Origin of the sequence: Hoeflea sp. AS60 (genome assembly GCF_038900115.1) — a bacterium.
Classification (GTDB): domain Bacteria; phylum Pseudomonadota; class Alphaproteobacteria; order Rhizobiales; family Rhizobiaceae; genus Hoeflea.
Map to the genome: position 1 here is coordinate 1,399,208 of NZ_JBBMQP010000001.1, position 22,591 is coordinate 1,421,798.

21 protein-coding genes are annotated in these 22,591 nt (G+C 60.8%); 13 read left to right on the forward strand and 8 right to left on the reverse strand.

Features of this window, described 5'->3' with window-relative positions:
* The first annotated feature begins 162 nt into the window (after positions 1 to 162).
* From WNZ14_RS06460 to WNZ14_RS06470, 3 genes are all read left to right on the forward strand, one after another.
* Entirely contained in the window at positions 163 to 1,164 is a 1,002-nt protein-coding gene (locus WNZ14_RS06460) for a putative sulfate exporter family transporter (protein WP_342867755.1), read from the forward strand.
* A 181-nt stretch (positions 1,165 to 1,345) separates the two neighbouring features.
* Complete coding sequence (locus WNZ14_RS06465; RefSeq protein ID WP_342867756.1) at positions 1,346 to 2,425, forward strand: dipeptidase; 1,080 nt, start codon at positions 1,346 to 1,348, stop codon at positions 2,423 to 2,425.
* A 75-nt stretch (positions 2,426 to 2,500) separates the two neighbouring features.
* Entirely contained in the window at positions 2,501 to 2,917 is a 417-nt protein-coding gene (locus tag WNZ14_RS06470) for a hypothetical protein (protein WP_342867757.1), read from the forward strand.
* 38 nt (positions 2,918 to 2,955) lie between these two features.
* Here the strand turns inward: WNZ14_RS06470 and scpA are convergent, their stop codons facing one another.
* The 7 genes from scpA to WNZ14_RS06505 all read right to left on the reverse strand — a co-directional run bounded on the left by scpA (position 2,956) and on the right by WNZ14_RS06505 (position 10,752).
* The gene (scpA, locus tag WNZ14_RS06475) at positions 2,956 to 5,094 is read right to left on the reverse strand and encodes a methylmalonyl-CoA mutase (RefSeq protein WP_342867758.1); all 2,139 of its coding nucleotides are present in this window, start codon (positions 5,092 to 5,094) and stop codon (positions 2,956 to 2,958) included.
* Positions 5,091 to 7,097 (reverse strand): acetyl/propionyl/methylcrotonyl-CoA carboxylase subunit alpha, encoded by a 2,007-nt coding sequence (locus tag WNZ14_RS06480; protein ID WP_342867759.1) that lies wholly within the window; start codon positions 7,095 to 7,097, stop codon positions 5,091 to 5,093. Before WNZ14_RS06480 ends, scpA begins: the two co-directional genes overlap by 4 nt.
* Positions 7,098 to 7,244: 147 nt before the next feature.
* Positions 7,245 to 7,622, reverse strand: a complete 378-nt coding sequence (locus WNZ14_RS06485; protein WP_342867760.1) for a hypothetical protein — start codon at positions 7,620 to 7,622, stop codon at positions 7,245 to 7,247.
* Entirely contained in the window at positions 7,622 to 8,542 is a 921-nt protein-coding gene (yghU, locus tag WNZ14_RS06490; protein ID WP_342867761.1) for a glutathione-dependent disulfide-bond oxidoreductase, read from the reverse strand. Before yghU ends, WNZ14_RS06485 begins: the two co-directional genes overlap by 1 nt.
* 125 nt (positions 8,543 to 8,667) lie before the next feature.
* The gene (locus tag WNZ14_RS06495) at positions 8,668 to 9,063 is read right to left on the reverse strand and encodes a cupin domain-containing protein (protein ID WP_342867762.1); all 396 of its coding nucleotides are present in this window, start codon (positions 9,061 to 9,063) and stop codon (positions 8,668 to 8,670) included.
* A gap of 28 nt (positions 9,064 to 9,091) precedes the next feature.
* Complete coding sequence (locus tag WNZ14_RS06500; RefSeq protein ID WP_342867763.1) at positions 9,092 to 10,624, reverse strand: acyl-CoA carboxylase subunit beta; 1,533 nt, start codon at positions 10,622 to 10,624, stop codon at positions 9,092 to 9,094.
* Positions 10,624 to 10,752: a hypothetical protein gene (locus WNZ14_RS06505; protein ID WP_342867764.1), complete on the reverse strand. Its 129-nt coding sequence runs from the start codon at positions 10,750 to 10,752 to the stop codon at positions 10,624 to 10,626. The genes WNZ14_RS06500 and WNZ14_RS06505 overlap by 1 nt, the downstream gene beginning before the upstream one ends.
* A gap of 133 nt (positions 10,753 to 10,885) precedes the next feature.
* On the opposite strand from WNZ14_RS06505, the gene WNZ14_RS06510 reads away from it, so the two are divergent.
* From WNZ14_RS06510 to WNZ14_RS06550, 9 genes are all read left to right on the forward strand, one after another.
* Complete coding sequence (locus WNZ14_RS06510) at positions 10,886 to 12,328, forward strand: short-chain fatty acyl-CoA regulator family protein (RefSeq protein WP_342867765.1); 1,443 nt, start codon at positions 10,886 to 10,888, stop codon at positions 12,326 to 12,328.
* 126 nt (positions 12,329 to 12,454) lie between these two features.
* Positions 12,455 to 12,901: a type II 3-dehydroquinate dehydratase gene (aroQ, locus tag WNZ14_RS06515; protein ID WP_342867766.1), complete on the forward strand. Its 447-nt coding sequence runs from the start codon at positions 12,455 to 12,457 to the stop codon at positions 12,899 to 12,901.
* Between the two features lie 62 nt (positions 12,902 to 12,963).
* Positions 12,964 to 14,109, forward strand: a complete 1,146-nt coding sequence (locus WNZ14_RS06520) for a benzoate/H(+) symporter BenE family transporter (protein ID WP_342867767.1) — start codon at positions 12,964 to 12,966, stop codon at positions 14,107 to 14,109.
* Positions 14,110 to 14,217: 108 nt separating this feature from the next.
* Positions 14,218 to 15,252: a polyphosphate kinase 2 gene (gene ppk2 / locus WNZ14_RS06525; protein WP_342867768.1), complete on the forward strand. Its 1,035-nt coding sequence runs from the start codon at positions 14,218 to 14,220 to the stop codon at positions 15,250 to 15,252.
* Between the two features lie 182 nt (positions 15,253 to 15,434).
* Positions 15,435 to 15,860, forward strand: a complete 426-nt coding sequence (locus tag WNZ14_RS06530) for a YeeE/YedE thiosulfate transporter family protein (protein ID WP_342867769.1) — start codon at positions 15,435 to 15,437, stop codon at positions 15,858 to 15,860.
* Positions 15,861 to 15,863: 3 nt separating this feature from the next.
* A complete protein-coding gene (locus tag WNZ14_RS06535) occupies positions 15,864 to 16,304 on the forward strand; it encodes a DUF6691 family protein (protein WP_342867770.1) in 441 nt (146 codons plus the stop codon).
* Between the two features lie 79 nt (positions 16,305 to 16,383).
* Positions 16,384 to 17,268: an MBL fold metallo-hydrolase gene (locus tag WNZ14_RS06540; RefSeq protein ID WP_342867771.1), complete on the forward strand. Its 885-nt coding sequence runs from the start codon at positions 16,384 to 16,386 to the stop codon at positions 17,266 to 17,268.
* Positions 17,269 to 17,413: 145 nt separating this feature from the next.
* Positions 17,414 to 19,201 (forward strand): sulfate permease, encoded by a 1,788-nt coding sequence (sulP, locus tag WNZ14_RS06545; RefSeq protein WP_342867772.1) that lies wholly within the window; start codon positions 17,414 to 17,416, stop codon positions 19,199 to 19,201.
* A complete protein-coding gene (locus WNZ14_RS06550; RefSeq protein ID WP_342867773.1) occupies positions 19,198 to 19,827 on the forward strand; it encodes a peroxiredoxin in 630 nt (209 codons plus the stop codon). Before sulP ends, WNZ14_RS06550 begins: the two co-directional genes overlap by 4 nt.
* Before the next feature lie 84 nt (positions 19,828 to 19,911).
* On the opposite strand, the gene WNZ14_RS06555 is transcribed toward WNZ14_RS06550, so the two are convergent.
* Entirely contained in the window at positions 19,912 to 21,231 is a 1,320-nt protein-coding gene (locus WNZ14_RS06555) for a hypothetical protein (RefSeq protein WP_342867774.1), read from the reverse strand.
* Positions 21,232 to 21,525: 294 nt separating this feature from the next.
* On the opposite strand from WNZ14_RS06555, the gene WNZ14_RS06560 reads away from it, so the two are divergent.
* Positions 21,526 to 22,485, forward strand: a complete 960-nt coding sequence (locus tag WNZ14_RS06560) for a nitronate monooxygenase family protein (protein WP_342867775.1) — start codon at positions 21,526 to 21,528, stop codon at positions 22,483 to 22,485.
* Positions 22,486 to 22,591: the final 106 nt, after the last annotated feature.

Genomic DNA, 22,591 nt, shown 5'->3' on the forward strand with positions numbered 1-22,591 from the left:
GATCTATTGCCACCTGCAGCCTGGGCATAGCGATCCGTTAGCCCGTCGACGACAAGACCCGGCAAGCCCGCATGAAACGCGGAACGATTGAAGTCTTCTGCCCGGGCGCCGATGTCCGGGCGTCAATTCTTATGAGCATACCCTTCTGACGGAGCTGAATTCATGGCCATTTCCGATTTACCGGCGCGCACGAGAAGCCTTTTCCCCGGCCTCCTGCTGGCTCTGACAATCGCTGCGGCGGCGAAGTTCCTCTCCGAACACTACGCCGCACCGGTGATGTTGTTCGCGCTGTTGATCGGCATGGCCTTCAATTTCATGGCGGATCAGGAGCGCACGGCAGAAGGCGTCGTCTTTGCCTCGAAAACGCTGCTGCGCCTCGGCATCGTGCTGCTTGGAGCGCGCATTACGCTGGGCGATATTGCCGGGATAGGAACCTCCGGACTTGTGACGGTGGCGAGCCTTATGGCGCTGACCATCGGCTTCGGCTTCATCTGCGCAAAGCTGTTTTCGCGTGGCTGGCGCTTCGCCATCCTCACCGGTGGCGCGGTGGCGATCTGCGGCGCTTCGGCGGCACTTGCCCTGGCTGCGGTGATTCCCGGCAACGACAAGACCGAGCGCAACGTGCTTTTCACGGTCGTGGCGGTCACCACGCTGTCGACCATCGCCATGATCATTTATCCAGTGCTGTTCGGCCTTGCCGGGCTGAGCGACGCGCAAAGCGGCTTTCTCATTGGCGCAACGGTCCACGACGTGGCGCAGGTGGTCGGTGCCGGCTACTCGATCTCGACCGAAGCCGGCGACACGGCGACCATCGTCAAATTGCTGCGCGTGACGCTTTTGCCGGTGGTCTTGATCATCGTCGCACTATCGACGGCCCGTGGTGGAAGCGGATTTTCACAGGTTCGCCTTCCACTGTTCGTTGTAGGCTTCGCTGCGGTGACCATCGCCAACAGCACCGGACTGATCCCGGCCCAGATCGCAGCCCTGCTGGTCGACGCATCCTCCTGGCTGCTGGTGATCGCAATTTCCGCCCTTGGCGTGCGCACCAACATGAAAGCCATGTTGGATCTGGGATGGCGCCATGTGGCGGTTGTCGTCGCGGAAACGGTTTTCCTGCTGGGGCTCGCCTGGGCGGCAGTTGCCACGGGACTTGCCGGGGTCTGATGCTGAGCGTGATCCGGAGCCTGGCCTGTTGACCGGACAGGCTCTTGCGGACAAAGATGCCGCGATAGATCCTGTCGACTTTTCATCAACGGCCAGTCTGGGCACCCCGGTCCCTGGCCATGCAATCGCGGCACATGACTTTTCCGCCGCTGTAAAGCCGCGAAATTAGACCGAGCAAGATATGAAAGAGCAAACCATGGCCGCCATTCCATTCTTCGACGGCCATAATGATTTTCTGCTTCGCCTCCTCAACGCGCCAATGCAACGCGATGAAATCTGGCTCGAGGGCGATGGCGCCGGCCATCTCGACCTGCCGCGCATGCAGAAGGCCGGTTTCGCAGGTGGTTTTTTCGCCATCTACCTTCCCTCGCCACATGAAGAGAACGCGCCGGACTATCAGGCGATGATGGACGCGCCGCCCTATGATCTGCCGCTACCGGACCTGATGACAGCGGACCAGACCCAGGTCACCGCGCTCACGATGGCCGGGCACCTGATGTGGATGGAGCGGGCCTCCAAAGGTGCGCTCAAGATCTGTCGCAGTTCAGCCGATCTCCGCGCCTGCATGGAAACCGGAACCATCGCCGCGATCATGCACATGGAAGGGGCCGAGGCTATCGGCCCGGATCTCGATGCGCTTTTTGCCTTCCACGCCATGGGCCTGCGCTCGATCGGTCCTGTCTGGAGCCGCCCGACCGTCTTCGGCCACGGCGTCCCGTTCCGCTTCCCCGGCGACCCCGACACCGGACCGGGCCTGACCGACGCCGGCAAGGATCTGGTCAGGGCCTGCAACGAGCTCAGGATCATTATCGACCTCTCGCATCTCAACGAGAGAGGCTTCAATGATGTCGCCAGCCTCTCGGATGCGCCGCTTGTCGCGACCCATTCCAACGCTCACGCTGTCACCCAATCGACCCGCAACCTGACCGACCGGCAGCTGGCCATGATCCGCGAAAGCGGCGGCATGGTCGGCCTCAACTACGCCACCGTGTTCCTGCGCGAGGATGGCCGCAAGGCAACCGATTGCGGCTGGGACCCGGTGATGCGTCATCTCGATTATCTCGTCGTTAAGCTCGGCGAGGACCATGTCGGTTTCGGCTCAGATTTCGACGGTGCCGAATTGCCCGACGTCATCGGCGACGTCACCGGCGTTCAGGCGTTGATCGGGCAGATGCGCGAGCATCAATATGGCGAAGAGCTGATCGAAAAGATCGCCCGCAAGAACTGGATTGCATTGCTGGAGAGGACGTGGGGGGCGTGAGCGCGACGCCACCACTATCGGAGATACCAGCATAAGAATTTATATAGTGGTAAAGAATGGATTTGGGAGGTGCAGATGAATGTTGAACGCAACGAGCGAGTAAGTCGGCTTGAAAGCGCATCAGTCGATGCCGCATCGCAGGGAATCAAAGCTTTGCTTATCCTTAACGGTGGCGCCAGTGTTGCCTTGCTTGGATTCATCGCAAACGTTTTCTCGTTGGATATGGATCCAGAACGAACTCGGCTATTCGACGCCGCAGTTTCTTCTCTCGTGTTTTTTGCCGTCGGTGCTGGTATCTCAGTAGTTATTCATTTGGTATCCTACTTAGCCAACCGATCGTACGTAGGCGCTCTCTATCAAAAGAATGAGGATGCGTATGATTCAGACTGGAAACGAGCCGGACGCTGGAATTCTGTTGCTATCATATTGGCGTTAATCTCTTTAGCTTCATTTGGAGCAGGAGTTTATGCAATATGGTTGGCGACAACGTGATCCATGCTAACAACGTGCTCGATTAATAATCATTCTCCTCACACGTTCCGCTTCAGCCCAGAAATCCGTGCCAGTACGGCGTTCGCCGCATCGAGCACATTCGAGCCCGGGCCAAAAATCTCGGCAACACCCGCTTCCCGCAAAAACGCGTAATCCTGTTCCGGGATGACGCCGCCGACCACGACCTGGATGTCGGCGCGGTCCTTGTCTTTCAGACGTGTGATCAGTTCCGGCACCAGCGATTTGTGCCCGGCAGCCAGCGATGAGACGCCGACCACGTCGACGCCGAGCGCGATGGCCTTTTCGGTGACTTCCGCAGGTGTTTCGAACATGTCGGTGAGATCGACCCTGAAGCCCATGTCGGCGAAGGCCGTGGCGATCACCTTGGCGCCGCGGTCGTGGCCGTCCTGGCCCATCTTGGCCACCAGCACGTGCGGCGCGCGGCCCTTGTCGGCTGTGTAGTCGGCAATGCGCGACCGAATTGCCTGATACTCCGGATCATCATGATACACGTTTTCATAGACGCCGCCGATCACCTTGGTAATGGCGTGGTGACGGCCGCCGAAGCCGCGCTCCATGGCGTCGGAGATTTCGCCGAGCGAGGCCCGTGCCCGGGCCGCATCGACGGCGGCCGAGAGCAGATTGCCTTTGCCAGTGGTGGCGACTTTTTCCAGTTCTGCAATCGCTGCCGCGTGGGCTTTGGTGTCGCGGCTGTCGCGCATTTTCTTGAGCCGCGCCACCTGGCCTGCGCGCACCTTGTCGGTGTCGATGTTGAGAATGTCGACCTGCGGCTCGTCGGCAAGCCGGAAGCGGTTGACGCCGACGATGACGTCTTCGCCACGGTCGACCCGCGCCTGCCGCCGGGCGGCGGCTTCCTCGATGCGCATCTTCGGCAGGCCCTGTTCGACGGCTTTGGTCATGCCGCCGAGTGCTTCGACCTCGGCGATCAGCTCCCATGCTTTCTCGGCGAGATCCGCAGTCAGCTTCTCGACATAGTACGAGCCGCCGAGCGGATCGACGACATTGGTGATGCCGGTCTCGTGAGCCAGAATGAGCTGGGTGTTCCGCGCAATGCGGGCGGAGAATTCCGTCGGCAGCGCGATTGCCTCATCAAATGAATTGGTGTGCAGCGACTGGGTGCCGCCAAGCACCGCAGCCATTGCCTCGAATGCCGTGCGGACCACATTGTTGTAGGGATCCTGCTCGGTCAGCGACACGCCGGAGGTCTGGCAGTGGGTTCGGAGCATCTTCGAGCGGTCCGATTTTGCGCCGAAGTCGGTCATGATCTTCGACCACATCTGGCGCGCGGCGCGCAGCTTGGCTGCTTCCATGAACACATTCATGCCGATGCAGAAGAAGAACGACAGCCGGCCCGCGAAGGCATCGACGCTAAGACCCTTGGCCTGGGCGGCGCGGACATATTCCATGCCGTCGGCGAGCGTGTAGGCGAGCTCCTGCGCCAGCGTCGCGCCGGCCTCCTGCATGTGGTAGCCGGAAATCGAGATCGAGTTGAATTTGGGCATCTCGGCTGCGGTGAACTCGATGATGTCGGCGACGATACGCATCGAGGGTTCGGGCGAATAGATATAGGTGTTGCGGACCATGAACTCCTTGAGAATGTCATTCTGCACCGTGCCGGTCAGATCGGCGCGGGCCACGCCCTGTTCTTCGCCCGCAACAATGAACATTGCCAGCACCGGTATGATGGCGCCGTTCATGGTCATCGACACGCTCATCTCGCCAAGCGGAATGCCGTCGAACAGGATCTTCATGTCCTCGACCGAATCGATTGCCACGCCGGCCTTGCCGACATCTCCGGTGACCCGCGGATGATCGGAATCATAGCCCCGGTGGGTGGCGAGATCGAAGGCCACCGACAGGCCCTTTTGCCCGGCAGCAAGGTTCTTGCGGTAGAATGCGTTTGAATCTTCCGCTGTCGAGAAACCGGCATATTGGCGGATGGTCCAGGGCTGGCCCGCATACATGGTCGAGCGGACACCGCGCGTGAACGGGGCGAAGCCGGGCAACTCGGTGGCAGCACTCTCGGGCAGATCTTCTGCCGTGTAGAGCGGCTTCAGCGTGATGCCTTCGGGCGTCGCCGTGTTGAGGCTTTCGATCGGCTTGCCCTTGAGATCCTTGGTGGCAAGCTCGAGCCAGTCGCGGGTGGTCTTGGTCATTTCGCGAACTCCATGATGATCTCGTCGACGGCCAGGCTGTCACCGGCTTTCACCGGGATGCGCGAGACGATGCCCTTGCGCTCGGCCTTGAGCACGTTCTCCATTTTCATCGCTTCAACCACGGCCAGCGTCTGGCCTTCCTGCACTTCGTCGCCCTCGTTGACCGCAATCGAGACGATCAATCCTGGCATCGGGCAGAGCAGCAGGCTGGAGGTATCAGGCGCGACCTTCTCCTTCATCAGCCGGGCCAGTTCCGCCACCCGCGGGCTGAACACCTGCACCCGGACATCGACGCCCAGTTGCCTCAGTCGCCAGCCGGCATCGGCGGGCTCGACCTTGATTGCATGGGTTTCGCCATCGATGTCGAAAATTGCGAGCCTTGCGCCCGGCGTCCAGTCTGTGGTGCCCGATAGAGGCTCGCGGCCTGGCAGGTGCACCAGACAGACGTCGTCGGTATCGTCGATATGCCCGGTGATCTCCTGGCCTGCGATCCGCACCACCTTGTCCTCATGGGTGCGTTTTTCCGCCTGACTGAAGCGGGCGCCCGAAATCTTCGCGTTTCGTTTGCCGTGAATGTGACTGAGCAGCAACGCCGCGATAGCGAAACGTTTGACGGTGGCGTCAGTTGGCGGCACTGGGCCGAAACCTTCGGGATATTCTTCTGCGATGAAGCCGGTCGACAGCCGCCCCTCGCGCCAGCGCGGGTGCTGCATCAACGCCGACAGGAATGGCAGATTGTGGCCGATCCCCTCGACTTCGAACCGGTCCAGCGCCTCCGCCATTGCGTCGACGGCTTCCATCCGCGTCGGCGCATGGGTGCACAATTTGGCGACCATCGGATCGTAGAACATCGAGATTTCCGAACCCTCGGTTACGCCGGTGTCGTTGCGGATGGTGATGCCGTCTTTCGTGCCCTCCTGCGGCGGGCGGTAGCGCGTCAGCCGGCCGATCGAGGGCAGGAAGTTCCTGTAGGGATCTTCGGCATAAAGCCGGCTTTCAACTGCCCAGCCGGTGAGTTTCACGTCGGCTTGCGTGAACGGAAGCTTCTCGCCCGCAGCAACGCGGATCATCTGCTCGACCAGATCGACGCCGGTGATCAGTTCGGTCACCGGGTGCTCGACCTGCAGCCTTGTGTTCATTTCAAGAAAATAGAACTTGCGGTTCTTGTCGACGATGAATTCGACCGTGCCCGCTGACTGGTAATCCACCGCTTTCGCCAGCGCCACCGATTGCTCGCCCATTGCCTTGCGGGTTGCGGCATCAAGGAAAGGCGAGGGGGCTTCCTCCACCACCTTCTGGTTCCGCCGCTGGATCGAGCATTCACGTTCGCCGAGGTAGACAGTGTTTCCATGGCTGTCGGCGATCAGCTGGATTTCGATATGGCGCGGCTCTTCGATGAATTTCTCGATGAAGATCCGGTCGTCGCCAAACGAGCTCGCAGCTTCCGATTTCGAGCGGGCAAAGCCTTCGCGCGCCTCGGCGTCGTTCCAGGCAATCCGCATGCCCTTGCCGCCGCCGCCGGCGGACGCCTTGATCATAACCGGATAGCCGATCTCGGCGGCAATCTTGGCCGCGTGCGCCTCGTCATCGATGAGCCCCATATGGCCGGGAACCGTGGACACGCCGGCTTCCGCCGCAATCTTCTTCGAGGTGATCTTGTCGCCCATCGCCTCGATGGCCTTCACCTTAGGGCCTATGAAAACGATGCCTTCTTTTTCCAACGCCTCGCAGAACGAAGCCCGTTCGGACAGGAAGCCATAGCCCGGATGCACGGCCTCGGCGCCGGTCTGTTTGCACGCGGCGATGATCTTGTCGGCGATCAGATAGGACTGATTGGCTGGCGGCGGGCCGATATGCACCGCCTCATCAGCCATTTCGACATGCACCGCATTGCGGTCGGCATCCGAATAGACGGCAACCGTCTTGATGCCCATTGCCCGTGCTGACTTGATCACCCGGCAGGCAATTTCACCGCGATTGGCGATCAGGATCTTGAAAAACATGCACTTCTTCCCCCGCTGATGGGCCGTCGGCCCATGGCTTTCAGTCGTCTTTACCGGGCTATGCCCGAAATCCTGCCGTCCGGTCTCCCGTTTCCGGCTTTCACCTCTCCCCCGTTCGAGGGGAGAGGTCTTTACGCACGCACCGCGTCAGACCTCGAGCACATCCTCGAAGGCTTCCGGGTAGCTTGCCCGCGCCACGCGCTCTTCAATGCGAAGCATTGCCGTGTAGGACTGCGTGTCAAAAGGTTCCTCGGCCGGCACAATCTCGCGTCCGAACAACCAGCTGATACGGCCCGCGTCGAGATTGCCGCGTTCGAATGGCTCGTCTCCGAAACGGTGCCAGAGCGCGTGCAGGAACGCCAGGTCGGCGAGCTTTTCCGTTGGCGTCCGGTCAGCCATCCTGCGGCGGTTGATGATCGCCGTCACGCCGCGCGGATTCGCGCGGCGGATGGTGAACTGGAACCCCGTGCCGGGCAGGCCGGACGGAATTCCGCGATGCTTGGTCATTTCAGGCAGTTTTGCCATTACGCCTTGCCTTGCTTCTGCGCGTCCAGCTTGTCCTGGGTCCGCAAGTCGAAATCGCTTGCATCATGGCGCTCGTGCAGCTGCTCGGACGGCTCGCCAAAGGCGCGGTTGACCATGCGGCCGCGCTTGACTGCGGGGCGGGCGGCGATCTGGTCGGTCCAGCGCTTCAGATTGGTGTAGCCGTCAGTTTCAAGATAGGCCGCAGCGTCGTTGTAGACCTTGCCCTGCATCAGCGTGCCGTACCAGGGCCAGATCGCCATATCGGCGATGGAGTAGTCCGAGCCGGCCATGAATTCATTCTTGGCCAGATGCTTGTCGAGCACGTCAAGCTGGCGCTTGACCTCCATGGCGAAGCGGTCGATCGCGTACTCGATCTTCATTGGCGCATAGGCATAGAAATGCCCAAAGCCGCCGCCGAGGAACGGGCCGGAACCCATCTGCCAGAACAGCCAGTTGAGCGCTTCGGTGCGCGCGTGGTGCTCTTTTGGCAGAAATGCGCCGAATTTCTCGGCGAGATAAAGCAGGATCGAGCCGCTTTCGAACAGGCGTGTCGGTTCTGGTGTCGAATGGTCGACCATCGCCGGGATCTTCGAGTTCGGATTGACGTCGACAAAGCCCGAGCCGAACTGGTTGCCTTCACCGATATTGATCAGCCAGGCGTCATATTCCGCGCCCGAATGGCCGGCCGCCAGCAGCTCCTCGAGCATCACCGTCACCTTCACGCCATTCGGCGTTGCCAGCGAGTAAAGCTGCAGCGGATGCTTGCCGATCTGCAGTTCCTTGTCGTGGGTCGGGCCGGAGACAGGACGGTTGATATTGGCGAACTGGCCGCCATTGCCCTTTTTCCATTCCCAGACCTTGGAAGGCTGATAGCCGGCGGGCAGGTTGTTCTCAGGTGGGAACTTGTTTTCGTCAGTCATGAAATAGGGTCCTTTTTGATGAGAAATGTCTCACCGAAGCATATAGGCCGAACGCCGTGAAATTGCAGCCGCTGTTGGCCCCGGAAGTCCGGTCAACAAGCCGTGAGCGCCAATCGGTTGAAGCATCATCCCAGGTAATCCGCATCTTCCACCTTCTCGAGCCAGTCCACTGCCACGCCATCAAGTGCCTCCTGAATGGCGATATGGGTCATCGCCACGTCGGGTGCTGCCCCATGCCAGTGCTTCTCCTGCGCCGCGAACCAGACCACATCGCCCGGCCGGATTTCCTCCACCGGCCCGCCCTCACGCTGCGCCCGGCCGAGGCCTGACGTCACGATGATCGTCTGCCCCAGCGGATGCGTGTGCCACGCGGTCCTCGCCCCCGGCTCAAACGTCACCGACGCGCCCTGAACCCGCCCCGGCTCATCGGCTGCGAACAGCTTGTCAAGGCGCACCGTGCCGGAGAACCAGTCTGCAGGCCCCTTTGCCGATGGCGTTGCTCCGGCGCGTGTGATTTTCATGGTGTGGTCCTTTGGGTGGAGTGACAGCTCACAACGGAATGTTGTCGTGCTTGCGCAGCGGTTGCGTCACTTTCTTGGTCTTCAGCATTTCGAAAGCCCGGACCACGCGACGGCGGGTCGAGTGCGGCATGATCACCTCGTCGATGAAGCCACGCTGGGCGGCGACGAAGGGGTTGGCGAAGCGATCTTCGTAATCGGCAGTGCGTTGCGCGATCTTCTCAGGGTCGCCCAACTCGGAGCGGTAGAGGATCTCGGTCGCGCCCTTGGCGCCCATCACCGCGATCTGTGCCGTCGGCCAGGCGTAGTTGACGTCGGCGCGGATGTGCTTGGAGGCCATCACGTCATAGGCGCCGCCATAGGCCTTGCGGGTGATCACGGTTACCTTTGGCACCGTTGCCTCGGCATAGGCAAACAGCAGTTTCGCGCCATGCTTGATGATGCCACCCAGTTCCTGGCTGACACCTGGCAGGAAGCCCGGCACGTCGACCAGCGTCAGGATCGGAATGTTGAAGGCGTCGCAGAAGCGCACGAAGCGAGCGGCCTTTTTCGACGAATCGATGTCGAGGCAACCCGCCAGCACCATCGGCTGGTTGGCGACAACGCCGACCGTCGAGCCATTGAGCCGGATGAAGCCGCAGAGAATGTTCTTGGCGTGATTGGCCTGGATCTCGAAGAAATCGCCCTCGTCTCCGACCCGGGCGATGACTTCGCGCATGTCGTAGGGCTTGTTCGGATTGTCGGGTATCAGCGTATCGAGCGCATGCTCGATCCGGTCCGGCGCATCCGCAGTAGGCATCACCGGTGGGCTCTCGCGGCTCGACAGCGGCAGGAAATCAAACATCCGGCGAATTTCGACCAGTGCCTCGATGTCGTTGTCGTAAGCGCCGTCGGCGACTGACGATTTCTTGGTGTGGGTCGACGCGCCGCCAAGCTCTTCGGCTGTGACGATCTCGTTGGTCACGGTCTTGACCACGTCCGGGCCGGTCACGAACATGTAGCTCGTGTCCTTCACCATGAAGATGAAGTCGGTCATCGCCGGTGAGTAGACCGCGCCACCCGCACACGGTCCCATGATCACGGAGATTTGCGGGATCACGCCTGAGGCCTGCACGTTGCGCCAGAACACCTCGGCATAGCCACCGAGCGAGGCAACGCCTTCCTGGATGCGCGCACCACCTGAATCGTTCAAGCCGATCAGCGGTGCGCCGTTCTGCACGGCCAGATCCATCACCTTGCAGATCTTCTCCGCGTGGGTTTCCGACAGCGAGCCGCCGAAGACGGTGAAATCCTGGGAGAACACATAGACCGGGCGGCCATTGATGGTGCCCCAGCCGGTGATCACGCCATCGCCGGGGAACACCTGTTGCTCCATGCCGAAATCGGTGCAGCGGTGGGTCTTGTACATGTCGTATTCCTCGAACGATCCCTCGTCGAGAAGCACGTCCAGCCGTTCGCGCGCCGTCAGCTTGCCCTTGGCGTGCTGCGCATCAATACGTTTCTGGCCGCCACCGAGCCGCGCCTCGGCGCGTTTGTCCTCAAGTTCTTCAATAATGTCGCGCATCAGAAGCCTCCCTTTCTGGCAATCATCGCCCATGTTGCCGGAAACACCAATGCTGCCAAGGCTGCTTTGGTCGCATCCCCCAAAATGAAAGGGGAAAGGGTGGCGGTGAGGGTGGCATAAAGGGTCAAGGCGGGCGCTCCATCAAACCGGGAATTGAACACTACTGGTAGCCTGAATGCCGAGCCGGCAACAGGGTTGAAAAGGTAAGCATGTTGCACTAGCAATGTTTGCAACTACGATTTTGCAAAGTTGCGAACATTCATGCGAGCCCGCAAACTCTTCATCGGTGGAAAAATCCGCGCCATTCGTGGCGAGCACGGCCTGACCCAGGCCGGCTTTGCCCAGAAGCTCGGCATTTCCAACAGCTATCTCAACCAGATCGAGAACAACCAGCGCCATGTCAGCGCCTCTGTGCTGCTGGCGCTGGCCGAGGCTTTTGCGGTCGATATCACCACGCTGTCCGATCAGGACACCGACCGGCTTCTCGCAGATGTCTCCGAGGCGCTTGCCGATCCGGTATCGGGCGGGGCGCAGCCATCGCTGACCGACGTCAAGCTGGTGGTGCAGAACGCCCCGTCCTTCGCACGCGCCTTTCTGTCTCTGCATCAGGCGATGCGGCGCTCCGGCGATCAACTGGCCGAGCTTGATGAAACACTCGAGCGCTCCGGCGCGCTCAATGAGCCGACGCCCTATGAAGAGGTCCGCGACTTCTTCCATTATGTCGACAACTACATCCACGAGCTGGATCTGGCCGGCGAGGCGCTGAGCAAGGATCTGGCCAAAACCCGCGGCATAAGCCTCAAGGCGCTGGCCGACCACATCGAGCGCCGCCATCGCGTGCGGGTGGCGATCGGCTCCGGTGCTGAGCCCGGCGCAGCGCAAACCGACGCCGATGCCGGCAGCCTGCGCCGTTTTGATCCGGTCAGCCGTGTGCTCTGGCTCAATCCGCGCACACCTGCCTCGACGCAAGCCTTCCAGGTTGCCTGCCAGATCGCGCTGATCGAGCACGATGCAGCAATGACCGGGATCATAGAGGAAGCGCGCTTCCGCTCTGCCGACGCTGCCGGCATCTGCCGCATCGGTCTCGCCAATTACTTCGCCGGCGCCGCGATCCTGCCCTATGGCGACTTCAGCGCCGCAGCCCGCGAACTGCGCCACGATCTGGTGCTGCTTGCCGACCGGTTTTCCACCAGCCTCGAGCAGGTCTCGCACCGGCTTTCCACGCTGCAGCGGCCGGGTCAGAAGGGCGTGCCGTTCTTTTTCGCTCGCGTCGACAAGGCCGGCAACATCACCAAGCGCCACTCGGCCACCAAGCTGCAATTCGCCCGTTTCGGGTCCGCGTGTCCGTTGTGGAATGCGCACAGCGCCTTCGAGACCCCCAACCGCATCATCCGGCAACTGGCCGAAACGCCCGATGGTGTGCGCTATCTCTGTTTGGCCACTGCCGTGAGCAAGCCGTCCGGCGGCTGGCGCGATCCGGTGCAGTCCTACGCGCTGGCACTCGGCTGCGAGGTCGCCCATGCAGGCGAACTGGTCTACGCCGATGATCTTGATGTCGCCCGCGCTGAGGCCTTCGAACCGATCGGTGTCTCCTGCCGGATCTGTGAACGCCGCAATTGCCACCAGCGCGCGGTGCCGCCGCTCAAGCGCCGTCTGGTTGTCGATCCCAACATCCGCAAGGCGGTGCCGTACGGTTTAGAGTGAATAGTCCCCCGATCGTGGAGGGATCATCACCAAGGCTTGCGGCAAGTCATGCTGTCAGGTTAGGAAAATGTGTCGCCCCAGCCGTCAGGGGCAGACAGCCCTGATTTTCAGCGAAAGGCAGACCCGGTGACCGGAACGATTTATGTCCTCAATGGACCGAACCTCAACCTTCTGGGGAAACGCCAGCCGGAAATCTACGGCAAGGAAACCCTGGCCGATGTCGAAGCCGCAGCAGTGAGCCATGCCGAAAGCCATGGCCTGAGCGTGCGTTTCCTGCAATCCAATGCCGAGCATCAGCTGATCGACTGGATTCATGAAGCTCGCGAAGATGCGGTGGCAGTTGTCATCAATCCCGGTGCCTACACCCACACCTCGGTTGCGATCCTTGATGCACTTAACACCTTCGAAGGCCCGGTGATGGAAGTGCATATTTCCAACGTGCACAAGCGCGAGGAATTCCGCCGCCACTCCTATGTCTCGCTCCGTGCCGACGGCGTCATCGCCGGGTGCGGTACGCAGGGCTATCTGCTGGCCATTGAACGGGTTGCCCGTCTGGTGAACCCGGCCGCCTGATCCAGCCGCCAGAAACCATCGGGCCCAAGAGGCCCAGGCCCTGTCCATTTCGGAGTTCCAAGTTGCCGGTTTCGATGATCTCTGCAGCACTTGTTGCCGCCCTGGTTGGCTATGGCTCGACCATTGCACTGGTACTCGCAGCAGCAGCAGCGGTCGGCGCGGATGCCGGTCAGACCGCCTCCTGGGTGGCGGCGATCTGCTTTTCCAAGGCCATCGGTTCGGCGCTGCTGAGCAGCTGGAAAAAGGTGCCGATGGTGCTTGCCTGGTCGACGCCGGGTGCGGCTCTGATTGCTGCCTCCACCGGGGTCGATATCCATCAGGCGGTGGGCGCGTTCATCTTCGCAGGCCTGCTGATTGCCCTGACTGCAGCCATCCGTCCACTCAACCGTGCCGTCAACGCCATCCCCACCGGTGTCGCCTCCGGCATGCTGGCAGGCGTGCTGCTGCCTTTCACCATGGCAGTGGCGCTCCATGCTGCAAACCAGGCGGCGCTGGTGTTGCCTTTGATTGCGGTGTTTCTGCTTGTGCGCATGTTCAACCCGCTGATGGCGGTTCTGGCGGCGCTGATCGCTGGACTGGTGATCGCCTTTACCATCGGTGGTGCACCGCTTCCCTCCACTGATGTCGACTGGACGTCGCTGACTTTCATCCGGCCGGAGTTCGATCCCGCCGTGTTGCTTGGTCTTGGCATGCCGCTCTATCTTGTCACCATGGCCTCGCAGAACCTGCCCGGCTTTGCCGTGCTGCGCGCCAATGGCTATGAGCCGCCGGTGACCGAGGCGCTGGGCGTCACCGGGCTTCTCTCCTCGTTCTTTGCGCTCTTTGGCGCCCATACCATCAACATGGCGGCGATCACGGCTGCCATCTGCCTTGGCGATGATGTCCACCCCGACAGGGCCAAGCGCTGGAAGGTGGGGCTTTTCTATGCGCTGGTCTGGGCCACACTCGGGCTGTTCGGACCGGTCATTGTGCCGACCATTCTGGCGATGCCGCCGGAAATCATCGCCGTGGTTGCAGGCCTGGCCCTGATCCCGCCTCTGATTGGCGCGCTGGTCTCGGCCTTCGAGGTGCCGACGACACGGTTCGCGGCTGCAGCCACCTTTACGGTCACCGCCTCAGGCGTTGCAGCCTTTGGCATTGGTGCGGCGTTCTGGGGCCTGCTTGCGGGCCTCGCGGTGCATCTGATGGATCATCTCAAACATCGCTGACCTTGGCCGCTGCAGGTTCAGGGACCTTGTTTGAAGCGGCTTGACGCGTGTCAAAGCCAGACCGGCGATCTGGAGTCATACTGACTTTTTGATCGGGAAGGGGCTAGCATGACAGACATCAAGAACGAACTGGACACGAAACCCAATGGCGTGGTCCCAGAGGCCGAAACCGCTGTTGAAAAGCCTGCTCAGGACGTCGGTGCTGATGTTGCTGTCACCGACGATCAGGGCCTTGCCGCGGTAAAACCCGCGCGGTTGAACACGGCGGAAATCCGCAAGGATGAGGCCGCGATCGCGCAACTGTTCGAGCAGGGCGTCTATCCCTACAAGACCAGAATGCGCCGTGCTGCCTATGAGCACGAGAAGGCGCTGTTGCAGGTCGAACTTCTCAAGGCCCAGCGCTGGATCGAGGACACCGGGCAGAAAGTGGTGATGCTTTTTGAAGGTCGCGATGCGGCAGGCAAGGGCGGCACCATCAAGCGGTTCATGGAGCATCTCAATCCGCGCATGGCGCGCGTCGTGGCACTCTCCAAGCCAACCGATCGCGAGAGGTCGCAATGGTATTTCCAGCGCTACGTCGAGCATCTGCCTGCGGCTGGTGAAATAGTGCTGTTTGACCGCTCCTGGTACAATCGCGCCGGTGTCGAGCGGGTCATGGGGTTCTGCTCCCCCACCGAGTATCTCGAATTCATGCGCGAGGCACCCGAGATCGAGCGCATGCTCTCCCGCTCTGGTATCCTGTTGTTCAAATACTGGTTCTCGGTCACGCAGGGCGAGCAGCTCAGACGCTTCGGCGAGCGCGAGAAGGATCCGCTCAAGCAGTGGAAGCTGTCGCCCATCGACAAGGCGTCGCTCGACAAATGGGACGACTACACCGAGGCCAAGGAGGCGATGTTCTTCTACACCGACACCGCGGATGCGCCCTGGACCATCGTCAAATCCGATTGCAAGAAGCGCGCCCGGCTCAATTGCATGAAGCATTTCCTATCGAGCCTTCCCTATCCCAACAAGGATCATCTGATTGTACATCATCCGGACCGGCTGATCGTCGGAGCAAGCAGCAATGTCATCGGAACCAGTGACCATATTCTGGGCAAGACCATGCATCCTGATATCCGCAAGCCGAAGATGCCTGCCGACTGAAGGGCGCGCACCCGGCTTGATCCGGTTCTCAGCAAGCGCCGCCATCGATGCGCTTTCGTAGCTTTCTTCTGATCGGCTGAATATATACGGCCTCTTGAATATAGAGAATCGCTTATATATATGTAGCCGAGGTGCAACGTCACCGTGGCCGGAAATCGGCTTGACCAAGGAGGGAAACAACGATGGAAACAGAATTCACGCCATGGATGTCGCTGGCCGGTGGTGTCCTGATTGGCCTTTCGGCGATTTTGCTGATGCTGTTCAATGGCCGCATTGCGGGCATGACCGGCATCCTCACGGGCATCATTCCTCCGGTTTCTTCTGATTGGGCCTGGCGCATTGCCTTTCTGGCCGGCGCCGTCATCGGCCCGATGGTATTTCTGGCTGCAGGTGGTGCGATTGCCTACTCGGTTCCAGTGTCTCTGCCCTTGCTGGCGCTTGGCGGCCTGATCGTGGGTGTTGGCGTCTATTACGGCGCCGGTTGCACCTCCGGCCATGGCGTCTGCGGCATGGCGCGGCTGTCGCCACGGTCAATTGCAGCAACCATCACCTTCATGATTTTCACCGGGCTGACAGTCTATGTCATCCGCCACGTCGCGGAGATCTGAGCCATGCAGAAACTTTTACTATCTGGCATCACAGGCGCGATCTTCGGTCTTGGCATCGCCATTTCCGGCATGGCCAATCCTGCAAAGGTGCTCAACTTCTTTGACGTCGCTGGCAGCTGGGATCCGAGCCTGATCTTCGTCATGGGCGGCGCGCTTGTGACCACGGCGATTGGCTACATGCTGGTTTTCGGTGCCCGCGGAAAACCGGTGTTTGACGCCGAGTTTCACCTGCCGATCAACAAGACCATCGATGCGCGGCTTCTGGCCGGGTCTGCAACCTTCGGAATTGGCTGGGGCATCGCCGGCTTTTGTCCCGGTGGCGCCATCCCGGCACTTGGTTTCGGCGGCTTGCATGTGATTGCCTTCATTGGCGCCATGATTATCGGGATCGTACTTGCCCGCTCTCTCGACGGGCTGCGCCACAAGCCGGCAAAGGCATTCTGAACCGAACTCCGGTAGTCCCGAAACAGCCTGATACGAACGCGCCGCATGCTGCGGCAAGACGAACAGAGGAGATGATGCCATGTCGAATTATCCAGTGAACATGTCGGTCACGCCTGAGGTGAAAGGCTTTTTTGATGCCGACACCAACACCATCAGCTATGTGGTCAAGGATCCTGCCTCCAGCTCCTGCGCGGTGGTCGATTCCGTCATGGACATCGATTATGCGGCTGGACGGATCACCTATGGCCATGCCGATACAATGATCGCCTGGATCAAGGAAAACGGGCTGACGCTCGAATGGATCATCGAGACCCACGTGCATGCCGACCATCTCTCCGCGGCCCCGTACATTCAGAAACAGCTCGGCGGCAAGATCGGCATCGGCGACAAGATCATGATCGTGCAGGACACCTTCGGCAAGGTCTTCAACGAAGGCACCGAGTTCCAGCGCGACGGGTCGCAGTTTGATGCGCTGTTCAAGGATGGCGATACCTACCAGATCGGCACAATGCAGGTTTTTGCCATGTACACGCCGGGCCACACCCCGGCCTGCATGGTGCATGTCATGGGCAATGCCGCCTTTGTCGGTGATACGCTTTTCATGCCAGATGGCGGTTCTGCCCGAGCAGATTTCCCCGGCGGGGATGCGGGCGTGCTTTACGATTCGATCCAGAAGGTGCTGGCGCTGCCCGCTGATATGCGGCTGTTCATGTGTCATGATTACGGCCCCAATGGCCGTGACATCCAGTGGGAAACCACTGTCGGAGAAGAGAAGGCCAACAACATCCATGTCGGCGGCGGCAAGAGCCGCGAGGACTTCATCAAGTTCCGCACCGAGCGCGACGCCCAGCTGGCCATGCCAAGGCTGATCATTCCGTCGCTGCAGATCAACATGCGTGCAGGCGATATCCCGACCGACAAGGACGGGCGCGCAATGCTGAAGGTGCCCGTCAACGGGCTTTGACTGCGGCCTTCGGCGTCAAGACGACACGGCGTCCGTGGTGGCGCAAGCAGATAGGCAACAAGGAAGGGTCGGTGGTCTTCAGGGGCCGCTGGCAGAAAACCGCTTTTCAAATATCTCCAGCTGAGTGCGCAGCAAGGACATCGACATGCTGAAAGATCCCGCCATCACAAGGCGACTTGCGCGCTTTATCCCGGTCTTCGACTGGGGCCGTCGCTATGATCGCGATGCGCTTGGCAACGACCTTGTCGCCGCTGTGATCGTTACCATCATGCTGATCCCGCAATCACTGGCCTATGCGCTTCTGGCCGGACTGCCTGCCGAAACCGGGATCTACGCCTCCATCGCACCGATCGTGCTCTATGCAATCTTCGGCACCAGCCGGGCGCTGGCCGTAGGTCCTGTCGCGGTGGTGTCGCTGATGACGGCTGCTGCGATCGGTAATCTTGCGGCACCCGGATCGCCCGAACTGCTGCTTGCAGCCATCACGCTGGCCTTCCTGTCGGGCGTGTTCCTGATTTTGCTCGGGGTCCTGCGGCTGGGCTTTCTCGCCAACTTCCTCTCTCATCCGGTGGTCGCGGGTTTCATCACTGCATCCGGTATCCTTATCGCCATGAGCCAGCTGAGCCATATCCTTGGCGTTTCAGCCGGCGGCGCTACCTTGACCGAACAGGTCAGCTCGCTGTTTGAACATCTGGGCGAGACCAACTGGATCACGCTTGCAATCGGCGTCAGCGCTACCGCCTTCCTGTTCTGGGTCCGCAAGGGCCTGATGCCGCTGTTGCTGTCGACCGGGATGAAACCGAAACTGGCTGGAGTGCTGGCCAAGGCCGGACCTGTAGCTGCGGTTTTCGTGACCACATTCCTGGCCTGGGCCTTCAACCTGTCGGCCAACTATGGCCTCAAGGTTGTCGGCGACGTGCCGCAGGGCCTGCCGCCGCTGACCATGCCGTCTTTCTCGCCTGATCTCTGGGGCACGCTTATCGGCTCCGCCGTGCTGATCTCTATCATCGGTTTTGTTGAATCGGTGTCCGTCGCCCAGACGCTGGCCGCGCGCAAGCGTCAGCGGATCGTGCCCGACCAGGAACTCATCGGCCTCGGCGCCGCCAATGTAGGAGCGGCTTTCACCGGCGGCTTCCCGGTTACCGGCGGCTTCTCCCGTTCGGTGGTCAATTTCGACGCGGGCGCTGAAACCCCGGCCGCTGGCGCCTACACCGCTGTCGGCCTGTTGCTGACGGCGATGCTGCTGACGCCGCTGATCTACCATCTACCCAAGGCAACGCTTGCCGCAACCATCATCGTCGCGGTCCTGTCACTGGTGGATTTCTCGATTCTGAGGAAGACCTGGACCTATTCCCGCGCCGACTTCGCTGCCGTCAGCGCGACAATCGTCCTGACCCTGGTCTTCGGCGTCGAGATCGGTGTCACCGTTGGTGTTGCGCTTTCGATCCTCATTCACCTCTACAAGTCCTCGCGGCCGCATATGGCCGTGGTCGGCAGGGTTCCGGGCACCGAGCATTTCCGCAACGTCAAACGCCACAAGGTGGAAATCGACAGCACCGTGCTGACCGTGCGGGTCGACGAAAGCCTGTATTTCGCCAATGCGCGTTATCTCGAGGACAGTGTCTACGACATGGTGGCCTCACGTCCCGGTTTGAAGCACGTGGTGCTGATGTGCCCGGCGGTCAACGAGATCGACATGAGTGCGCTGGAATCGCTCGAGGCGATCAACGAGCGCCTTGAAGCGCTGGGCGTCAAGTTCCATCTAAGTGAGGTAAAGGGCCCGGTGATGGACAGGCTCCGCACCTGCGATTTTCTCAATCACCTTAGCGGCAAGGTTTTCCTGAGCCAGCATCAGGCAGCGCTCGAACTTGCCGCCAAGCCTTCACACAGCGACGTTACAACGTCCCAACTTCAACAAAGGACAACACCATGAACATTCGAATCGGCGATACCGCACCGAACTTCAAGGCCGACACCACCAACGGCCCGATTGATTTCCACGAATGGATCGGCTCGTCCTGGGCTTTCTTCTTCAGCCACCCTGCTGATTTCACGCCGGTCTGCACCACCGAAATGGGCCGCACCTCGCAGCTCTCCGATCAGTTCGCGGCCCGCAACGTCAAGCCAATCGGCCTGTCGACGGACGGTGTCGAGGAGCACATGGCCTGGATCAAAGATGTCAACGACACGCAAGCCACCACGTTGACCTTCCCGATCGTCGCCGACAAGGACCTCAAGGTGGCCGAGCTCTACGGCATGATCCATCCCAATGAGAGCACCACCGCAGCCGTGCGCTCGGTCTTCATCATTGATCCCAACAAGAAGGTCCGCCTGATGTTGACCTATCCGATGAATGTCGGACGCAATTTCGACGAGATCCTGCGCGTCATCGACGCGTTGCAACTGGCCGATGCCAAGAAGATTGCCACTCCGGCTGACTGGCGCCCAGGCGGCAAGGTCATCATTCCACCGTCGATTTCCAATGAAGACGCCAAGGGCATTTTCCCGCAAGGCTGGGAAGAAATCCGTCCCTATCTGCGCGTCACCGACGTCAACTGAGATCTCAGGCAGTCGACAAAACGCCCGCTTCATAGCGGGCGTTTTTTATGCGGAGATGGCAGCAACATGCCCCAGGCTCTGGGATCAGCTCAACGGACGGATACGAACCGCAATCAGATCAATACCCTTGCCACTGCCGGAAATGTCGCTGTTGATCACCAGATAGCCCTGTTCATTCGGCGCCAGTGCGCGCTCATAATCAAGGCCGAACAGAATGTCGTTGGTGTCATAGTTCACGTCGAACCGGTGCCGGCCACAATCGCCGAGAACCGAAAATTCGCATTTGACGTAGATCTGGGTGGCATCAGGCGTGGCCGAGCGCACTGTCAAGGCAAGCATTGAGTTGCGACCGGCAAGTGCCTGCATGACTTCGGCTCCGAGCGGAACCAGCACCTCACCATCAGCGCCACCCGAACCGGACATGATCCTGAGCACGGTCCCATCGGCTTCGTTGATCAGCTCCGCGCTGGCGTCGCCGCGAACCTGGGGTTCGCCATCGCGTCCGGGTGTGAAGACATTGGACCATTCGCCCGAAAAACCCGCGCCCGGATTGAGCTGTTGCGGTCCGCCGGCGAAGTCGTCACGGCTGAGCGAAGGTGGCGGGTTGGGCACGCCGGTATCGCGTTCCGCAGCACTCATCAGCGCGCCGCTTTCAATCAGCCACCAGACCCCGATACCGAGAAACGACAGCATCACGGCAGCAGAAAAAATCGAGGCGAAAACCGGTCGCCTGCGCTTCTCCTTGTGCTCTTTGGGAGGCTTGACCTTCTTGGGGCGCTTGGGCGGTTTTGCCGCTGCGGGCGCTTGAATGTGAGGTGGGCGTTCTGCCGACAAATCGGGGGCAGCTGCCGCAGCGCGCCGGTGATCACCGGCATCGGGAGCGAAATCGAGATCGGCACCCCCGCCAGATACCGATGTCGGGGCGCCGTCGCTTTGCGAGACCGCAGCTACAGTCGGGGCCGGTTGCTGCGGACTACCTGCGGAACGCTCTGTGTGATCGAATAATGGGGGCTGCCGATCTGAGCCGGGAACCACAGGTGCGTCATGTTCAGGGCCGTCATGCTCGGGGCCGAGTGCCTGCTGTACATCGTAGACCGGGCGGGAAGGCGCGGGCTGTTCTGCCTGCACTGGCGCCGGATCGCGAAGCGCGACGGCAGGAGCGGGTTCAACAATAGGTGCGGGTTGGGTCTCGCTCGGCGGGGCCCATTCGGCCTCGATGTCGCCGATCAGCACATCCAGCTTATGCCTGTGATCATCCACCCGTTCCGGATCGGTGATGCCTTGGCGCTCAAGGCTGCGGTCGAGTGCTGCCCGTGCGGAATCATAGATGCGGCGGCGGGCCTGCGCACCCGGAATCCCAGCCTTGTCCAAAGCCCCGCGAATTGCCGCTTCCATGCCGGTCAATGGTCTGTCTCCGTGCCGCGCGGTATGGGGTGTCACCAGTCCGCGTCAATCAGTTCTGGCACTCTCGGGCCAATCTGGCCGGGATCAGGCAGGATGCTGTTGATAAACCGCCATCCGCCGAGCCGTGCCGTTATGCTGTGCGTATCCGCTAACCCGGCAAAACTCAAGCGTGCTCCGGCTGCGAGGCTTATCTGGCTGTGGAATTGGAGGGCCAAGTCAAGCCTTTTCAGCGCTCAATGGCTCTGCTATGAAAATTGACGTTTGCGTAAACGTCATTGTGATTTGCGAGGCCCTATGACCCTTCCTGCCATTCTCAAGACCAATTTCCGGCTCCCGGTGGTTGCCGCACCCTTGTTTATCATTTCTCACCCGCCGCTGGTCATGGCCCAGTGCAAGGCGGGGATCATGGGGTCGTTTCCTGCGCTCAATGCCCGTCCGGAAGCCCAGCTCGACGAATGGCTGGCCGAAATCACCGAAGGTCTCGCCGACCACACCGCCAAGAACCCGGACCGCCCGGCGGCACCCTTTGCCGTCAACCAGATCGTTCACCGCTCCAACAAGCGGCTTGAGCATGATCTGACAATGTGCGTCAAATACAAGGTGCCTGTGGTGATCTCCTCGCTCGGTGCTGTGCCCGAGGTCAACGCCGCGATCCATTCCTATGGCGGCATCGTGCTGCATGATATCATCAACAACCGCCATGCCCATTCGGCCATCAACAAGGGCGCCGATGGTCTGATCGCGGTTGCTGCCGGCGCCGGCGGCCATGCCGGTCCGCTCTCGCCCTTCGCGCTTATCCAGGAAATCCGCGAATGGTTCGATGGGCCGTTGCTGCTCTCGGGCTCGATCTCGACCGGCGGTGCAATTCTCGCAGCCCAGGCCATCGGCGCCGACATGGCCTATATCGGCTCGCCCTTTATTGCCACCGACGAAGCCCGTGCCGAAGACCGGTACAAGCAGATGATCGTTGATTCGACGGCCAAGGACATTGTCTACTCGAACTACTTTACCGGCATCCCGGGCAATTACCTCAAGCCCTCGGTTACCGCCTCCGGGCTTGATCCGGACAATCTGCCCGAGGCCGATCCGACCAAGATGGACTTCGATAAATCGACCTCCGGACCAAAGGCCTGGAAAGAAATCTGGGGCTCAGGACAGGGCATCGGCGCAGTCAAGCAGATTGGCCCGGTGTCCGATCTCGTCAGCCGGCTCGAGAGCGAATACAAGGCCACCCGCGAGCGTCTGACGCTTTAGACAACGCCGGTCGGAGAGGCGCTATCGCCAAAAAATCCGCCGAGCCACGGAAGACCGCTTGAATTTGGGGGGCAATCACGGTATTTGCCCTCCATTCCGCAGGACG